Here is a 7,719-nt window from a genome sequence, read left to right on the forward strand (position 1 = left end):
ACAAGTTCTTATAGTAATGAAACCCTAAATATTTATATTAAAAAACATTCTTCCAAAATGTTAAGCATAGGATATTAAAAAGACTTTTGTTAAAAAAAGAACTACGAATAACTATGAAACTTCGCATTTTGGGTGAAAAAACCATTTCAAAATTAGATTTAATACAAATAAATTTCATCTAGGAAGAGGGTAGAATATGCGCATTTTATATATTTCTGTTCATGAGGTATTAGAGTATGATGAATTAAAAATATTTAATGAATTGGGATACGAATGTTTCTCTCATGGCGCTTATAGTCGACCACATATAGGAAGTTCACTTCGCCCACCTATCCCTGATATGAATTATGACCCCAATTTCGCAGATTTGGTTGATCATTCCCCTAACAAAGATGATCTTGATCCCAGGCTTATTGAAGATAAGGATATTATTATCATCATGCATACACCTTCAATCGTGGTTAATAATTGGGAAAAGATTAAGCATAAACGCGTTATCTGGAGATCAATAGGGCAGTCTGTTTCTTCAGTTGAACAGTTACTGAAGCCGTATCGTGAACAAGGTTTAGAGATAGTCCGCTATTCACCAAGAGAAAAAATGATTCCCGGATACCTTGGTGAAGACGCATTAATACGCTTTTACAAAGACCCATTGGAGTATAATGGATGGAATGGTAATATTAATCAAATAATGGCTTTGAATCAATCGATGAAACAAAGAGCAGTTGATTGTAGTTATGATTTTTTTCATGAAACATGTAAAGGATTTCCTGTAAAATTGTTTGGTGGAGGAAATGAGGGATTACCAGAAAGTGCTGGGAAGATAACATACGAACAATTAAAGCAGGAAATGAAGGATAACCGTATTTTTTTCTATACAGGAACGCAAGTAACGAGTTATACTCTAGGCTTTATTGAGGCGTTCATGACGGGAATTCCTATAGTTTCAATTGGAGAAAAACAGGGTAACCATCAATTTTATAAACAACAAACCTTTGAAATTCAGGATATTATTGAAAATGGTAAGGAAGGATATGTATCAGATAATATTTCAGAGTTAAAAATGTATATAAGTGAACTTATGAATAACCATCAACTTGCTAAAGAAATTAGTGATCGTGCCAGAATAAAAGCGATAAATTTGTTTGGGAAAGATAATATTAAAAATCAGTGGAGACAATATTTAAGTAAAGGTTGATAATTTAAAGGTTTATTTTGTATGGTGTGATATATTAACAACAAAGCTAAGATCCATGAAGGGAAATTTAGATTCGTTCCATAAATGTAATATAATTTGATCCAAGGTGCATTTAAAAAAGCTTAAATAAGGAGAAAAATAAAATGATAGAGCCATCAGGAATTACGTGGGTAGGACCAGTAGGTGATATCGGTGGATATGGAAATGTTTCTAGAAATTATTTAAGAGCATTGAAATATATTGGGCTTCCAGTACTAATTAACTTAAAAGGCTCAATTGAAAAAGAACTTGGAAATGATGATAAGGAATTGCTGTCCAAATACGGATATATCCGAACGCCAGATAATAACTTAGGACAGTCTTCAATACTATTTATTCATGGAACACCAGAGAATTTTGTTAATGGTAACAAATTTAGCTTTAAAAAACGGATTGGAATAACCATTTTTGAAACGGATCGTATCCCAATGAGTTGGGTGAACTTGTGTAATTCAATGGATGAAATTTGGGTACCTACTCAATTTAATTACAGGACGTTTACAGAATCTGGTGTTGATCCATCGAAAATAAAAGTTATCCACTATCCAATTGATCATACAAAATACGATCAAATATTTCCCCCATATCCTTTTCCACCACAAGTAAAATCCTTTAGATTTTTATATACTATAGCCTTTGATTTTCGTAAAGGTCTAGATTTACTTATCCCAAGTTTTTGTGAAGAATTTTCAAATGAGGAAGATGTTAGTCTTATCTTAAAGATTTACGTCCCTAGTTGGAATCAAGAAAAAGAGTATTTAAAAGTAATATCTTCATATATTCCCATTAAAGAAAATAATCCCCATATCCATTTCATTATTGAAAAAATGCCTCAGGATACACTTTTATCCTTATATTCAAGCTGTAGTTGTTATGTTTCTACTGAGAGGGCTTGCGGTTGGGGAATGCCACAGATGGAAATGATGGCTATGGGAAAACCAGTTATTTCTATAAATTGGGGAGGAATTACAGAATTCATGAATAATAGTAATTCTTTTCTTATTCAACCAGAGCCGGAATTAGAACCTGTCCATAATGAACTCCAAAAGACAAGACCTGAATTTTATTTGGGTCATAAATGGGCGAAAGTTTTGAAACAAAATGTAAAGAAAGTTATGCGTGAAGCATTTGAAAATCATATAAAAAGAGAAGAAGTTTCTACAAAAGCAAAACAAGATATGAAAAATAAATTCTCATTTCAGAATATTTCAAGTCAAATTAAAGAGAGGTTATGATAGTGAAAAAAGTAAATGTCTTTTAAAGGAACTTTAATAAAATGGAAAATACGTAATAGCTATTATTTCCAGGCCTAAAGTTCTCCTATTTACTAAAAAATCAGAAAAGTGATAGGAATTGACAATACGGATATTGAACTTAAAATATACGTAGTATAAGAGTGAGGAGGGTGAAATTTTTAAAAAAAATCGATTAACGGAGGTGGGTGATATTCAAAGTGAAATTGAATGGGATCAATAAATTGAGCAGATGTGGCCATCCGTTGGTACATCTGCTTTAATAATACTCCTAAATATTCCTAATTAAGTTTAGTGAAATAGACTTATTATTTCACCCACTGTTAATGATTACTTTCTTTGCTCCAGAGAAAAGTGGTTACCATCTAGCTAGCATAGGCCAAACGAAAATCAATGCATTACATATGAGTTTGAAATCAATAGTTGTAGCAGCATAGGACCTAGCACTGACGCCCGCTCGAGCGCTTTCATATAATAAAATGACATTCAGCTCTTTTCCACAGATCGAAGCAATGAAAATGAACCAAGTTATATTCAAAATTAAAACTAAAAGAGGTGAATAGCAAATGACTCCCATAATATCAATCATTTTAACTAGTTATAACAAACCCAATACAATTGGTGAATCCATAGAAAGTGTTCTCGATCAAACTTATCAGAATTGGGAACTTTTCATCATGGACGATAACTCCAATGAAGAAACAGTAAAAATCATAAAGCAATATATAAATAAGCCAAGAATACATTATTTTAACAGTAACATTCAAGACAGTGAAAGATACAAAACAACAAGGTATGCAACATTAATTAATGAAGCGATTCCTAAGACAAGAGGAAAGTATCTTACTTATCTAACGGATGACAATTCATTTTTACCTTCACGCTTTGAAACGATGGTAAAAGTTCTGAATCAAAATTCTTCTATAGAAATCGTATATTCACAGCAATTGGTGAAAACCATTAATGAATATGGAATAGTTGAACAGGAGAAAGTTCGAAAAACATATGGAGTATTAAAGAGTCCTGTGGGGTGGGTTGATCATTGTTCAATCATGCATACTCGTAACCTTGCAGAAAGAATATTCGAAGAATTTGGAAGCTACTGGAATGATGATCAAGCATACTGGTATAATGGGGATGCAGCTTTTTGGAGTCGTTTAACTAAATATAAACCATTTCATCCTATTCCGGAAATTTTAGATATCGCGATTAAAGATGATCAATCATTCCAGAGGCTGTATACTCATTTGCCAAAGAGCATTCCAAACGGAACTCTTGTGAGAGGGCCTTCCTCTGAGACTTATATTATTGAAAATCAAGTACGGAGAAAGATTTTCCAAGAAGTGTTTACAAAATTAAAATATGATCCTAGTATGGTTGTGAAGATTCCGGATCCATTTCTTTTCAAATATAAAGAGGGGCCACCAGTTGACAGTCAGGTTTTTATAAATTTGGCGCTTTTGCCAAATCAAAGGCTCATCAAGTCTAAAAATCACCCAGCAGTATATTATCTGCAAAATAATCGGAAGCACCTCATTAAAAATGAAAAAGCATTTAGAGATTTTAATTTTAGGTGGGATAAGATAATATCCACTGATGAACATTTATTAGCCCAATTACCAGAGGCTTTTCCTATTGAAGAATTATCCGAAAGCACCCCTATTTTGCCAGATGGCACCCTATTTAAGCATGAAAACTATTACATTAGCCTGAAGAATTGTTTACATCCTATAGAAAAACAGGTAGCAATGAAGCTGAAGCTTCCGGTTACGAATCCAGTTAAAATGGAACATTCGTTGTTATCTAAATTTAAAACAGGAGAGCCTTTTAAGTGGGAAATTCTTTTTTGAAAATAAAAAAGCCAATCAAAAGGGAATATAATGTTGTTCCCGTTTGAATGGCTTTTCACGTTCCACAGTTTCTTTAATTTCTTTCAAGTCACTCATCTTCCATTTTAGAAAAAACTTCTTTCGGTTTTCTAGGATGATTTTATTCTGCAATGCTCTATTTATTCTAAAACTACTACTGCCATAATGATGAATAAAAACATCATTTGCTACCCATAGTTCTTTATTGGAAATTTGAGCTCTTATACTGAAATCTGTATCTTCAAAATACCCTGGGGAAAAGCGTTCATCAAGACCCCCAATCATATCAATCAAACTTCTTTTAAAGATCATACAAAGACCACTTAAGTAATCCACTTCATAGCCTTGCTGATCATGCGTTTGTGCCCATTCATTAGCGAATTTTTGCATTTGGTTAATTGTCTTGTATGGAGCTGGAGTAATTGCTTGATGTGAGACGACATTATTTGATCTCGGTCCAACAATGCCAATTGAAGGATTTTTATTGAGTTGCTGTAGTAGCCGGTATAACCATTCGTTTGTAACAACAGTGTCATTGTTCAGAAGAACTATACAATCTCCTCTTGCAAAAGTAAATGCCTGATTGCATCCGCCAGAAAACCCTTTGTTTTGTTTGTTTGCAATGACCTTAGAGTTAGGGAGCGTTTTAAGAAATTCAAGGGTGCCATCGGTAGACCCATTGTCAACTAAGATCAATTCAAAGTTTTCCTTTGTGTGGCGAAATATGCTCGATATGCATTCCTTTGTAAAAGGAAGACCATTTCGGGTAAGGATGATAATTGAGATAAGTGGTGATGCATAAGATTGGTGTTCATGATTAACCGTCAAATTTTTTCGCCTCCTATATTAATCTGTTTTTTTAAAAAAATACCCAAGATTTACTCTCAAATCAAACCAAATAGTGGATTCTATACATTCTAAAAATCTATATTAAATTTGGCAAAGTACCAATCATCATCATATTTTCGTTTTTGAAAGTAGGCCCGACGCTGCTTTTTAACTCCATCAAGGAGAACTTGGGATTCAATAGGGTTAGCCTTTACATGGAGCATGAGTTTTTTGCACTTTTGAATGCGATGATTATTAAAATGAGAGTAGGCCATTCTTAATAAATTATAATAAACTTCATCATAGCTAACTTCATAGGGGTGAGCCTTTCTGAATAAATGGATTATTTTTACACTAGGCAGAGCGTGGCAGCGAAATCCAAACAGCCATAGCTTAATAGAAAGCTCTACATCTTCATGTCCCCAAGTTTTAAATCCGGTTTCAAATCCGCCAACCTCTTCAAACACTTTTTTTGGGATAATAAAGCATCCTCCGGGTAATACGGCAGTTTCAAAGAGTCCATTTTGTTTAGAGTTCCATTTAATTCTAAGGTTTGACTTTAAGGTTTGACCATAGCCAATGAAATCGGAATTGTCAAACGAGGCGATTGCTGGGGTTACTGCATCTGATTTGCCTGTAAGCAGAGGTTCTACAATATGATCGATCCACAAATCTTCAAACTGTAAATGAGCATCGCAAAAAATCAGAAATTCTCCGGAAGCTTTTGTTGCTCCGAAATTTCGTGCGTTAGCAGCTCCAATTCCTTCTGTTTGAAAAAGTTTAACCTGGTTTGCATGAGTATAGGTATTAAGGAAATCGCAGCAATTATCTGATGATCCATCGTTAATAATAATCACTTCGAAGGAATAATATGTTTCAACTGAAAATAATGAATCAAGAGTGTTTTTCACATTTTCCCCTTCATTTTTGGCTGGAAAAATTATTGAAATTAAAGGATGAGTTTTCACTTCATTTTTCTCTCCTTTTGTAACGAATTTTTCATTATTAAGAAATAATCAAGGACTGTGAAATTGATGTTAAGAGGGGGATTATCACAATCCTTGATCTTCGGTTGAAAAAATAGTTAAGTTTTTGTTTGTTGTTGAGTTAAAGTGAGAGTACATTAACTATAAATAAAGGTTATTATTTATGCTTTCTATAATTCTTAAAGGGATCTATTGGTGTTTTTTGCGCTCCCGAATGTAAATTATATAAAGGGTGATTTTTATAAAACATATCCAATGAATCTGTATGAGTGTTTTTAAATTTAGTATCTGTGTAATCTTTTTGCTGATACGATGACATTATTCTGGAATTATAATTTTGTTGTGTTCTATCCATTTCTGTGTAACTCGATTTATTTGGGGGAAAGATTGTTTGACAATGTGATGTTTGCATATTAAAATTTTGGGTTGTAGTTTTTTGTTGGATTGTTTCATTCGAGAATCGAAACGCATTTGGTTGTTTAATTACTTCTTCGTTATTTAGCGAATTGTAATTTCCCATATTTACACGAGTATTTCCAACTTGCTTTTGAATTCCATTATTATTAAAAGGTTTTTCCATTTTTCCTGTTGGTTGCAAATGATTTTTGTCTCGTTCAAGAATAAATTTTGCTAGTTCATCTTTATAAAGTATTTCTTTTTCTTTATGATCCATTACCGTTTTATTTAGGGTTTCTATTTTTTGAATAAAATTAATTTCTTTTTCTGTAAAATCTGTTATGGATTCAGTTAAGTTCTTAATTTCCTGTTGATGCAGATTTTCATTTTCCTTTAGATTGTTAATCGTCTTTTCTAAATTATCAATCTCCACTTTATAGTGATTTTCTTGCTCTGAAACAAGAGCAATCGTTTGCTTTAAATGATTAACTTCCTGTTGATGTAGCATTTCGTTTTCCTTTAAATTGATAATTGTCTGTTCCAAATTATCAATCTCCACTTTATATTGATTTTCTTGCTCTAAATCAAGAGCAATCGTGTGAGTTAACCGATCGATTTCTTGTTGATGTAGATTTTCATTTTCCTTTAGATTGTTAATCGTCTGTTCTAAACTTCCAATCTCCACTTTATATTGATTTTCTTGCTCCGAAACAAGAGCAATCGCATGGTTTAACTGATTGATTTCTTGTTGACGTTGATTTTCGTTTTCCTTTAGATTGTTAATCGTTTTTTCTAAATTAACAATCTCCACTTTATATTGATTTTCTTGCTCCGAAACAAGAGCAATCGTGTGATTTAACTGATCGATTTCTTGTTGATGGTGATTTTCATTTTCTTTAAAATTAATAATCATTTTCTCCAGATTTTTACTCTCGGCTTTATATTGATTTTCTTGCTCCGAAACAAGAGCAATCGTGTGATTTAACTGATCGATTTCTTGTTGATGGTGATTTTCATTTTCCTTAAAAGTAATAATCATTTGCTCCAGGTTTTCAATCTCGGCTTTATATTGATTTTCTTGCTCCGAAACAAGAGCAATCGTGTGATTTAACTGATCGATTTCTTGTTGATGGTGATTTTCATTTTCCTTA

Annotated in this window: 6 protein-coding genes; 3 read left to right on the plus strand and 3 right to left on the minus strand. The window is 32.8% G+C overall.

Translation table 11 applies throughout. The features are described 5' to 3' along the window. Positions 1-196: 196 nt before the first annotated feature. The 3 genes from ACQKFG_RS08535 (at position 197) to ACQKFG_RS08545 (ending at position 4,340) form a co-directional block, all read left to right on the plus strand. The gene (locus ACQKFG_RS08535) at positions 197-1,198 is read left to right on the plus strand and encodes a glycosyltransferase (protein WP_427557841.1); all 1,002 of its coding nucleotides are present in this window, start codon (positions 197-199) and stop codon (positions 1,196-1,198) included. Positions 1,199-1,341: 143 nt separating this feature from the next. Continuing rightward, on the plus strand, positions 1,342-2,472 hold the full coding sequence (locus tag ACQKFG_RS08540; RefSeq protein WP_427557844.1) for a glycosyltransferase: 1,131 nt from the start codon (positions 1,342-1,344) through the stop codon (positions 2,470-2,472). 584 nt (positions 2,473-3,056) lie between these two features. Then, a complete protein-coding gene (locus ACQKFG_RS08545) occupies positions 3,057-4,340 on the plus strand; it encodes a glycosyltransferase family 2 protein (protein ID WP_427557847.1) in 1,284 nt (427 codons plus the stop codon). Between the two features lie 15 nt (positions 4,341-4,355). On the opposite strand, the gene ACQKFG_RS08550 is transcribed toward ACQKFG_RS08545, so the two are convergent. The 3 genes from ACQKFG_RS08550 to ACQKFG_RS08560 form a co-directional block, all read right to left on the minus strand. Next, on the minus strand, positions 4,356-5,186 hold the full coding sequence (locus tag ACQKFG_RS08550) for a glycosyltransferase family 2 protein (protein ID WP_427557850.1): 831 nt from the start codon (positions 5,184-5,186) through the stop codon (positions 4,356-4,358). An 89-nt stretch (positions 5,187-5,275) separates the two neighbouring features. Then, positions 5,276-6,154 (minus strand): glycosyltransferase family 2 protein, encoded by an 879-nt coding sequence (locus ACQKFG_RS08555; RefSeq protein WP_427557853.1) that lies wholly within the window; start codon positions 6,152-6,154, stop codon positions 5,276-5,278. A gap of 175 nt (positions 6,155-6,329) precedes the next feature. After that, positions 6,330-7,719, minus strand: a 1,390-nt coding sequence (locus ACQKFG_RS08560) for a hypothetical protein (RefSeq protein WP_427557856.1), incomplete at its 5' end; no start/stop codon positions are given.

Source organism: Peribacillus sp. NPDC076916, assembly GCF_050269675.1.
GTDB classification, from domain to species: Bacteria; Bacillota; Bacilli; order Bacillales; family DSM-1321; genus Peribacillus; species Peribacillus aracenensis.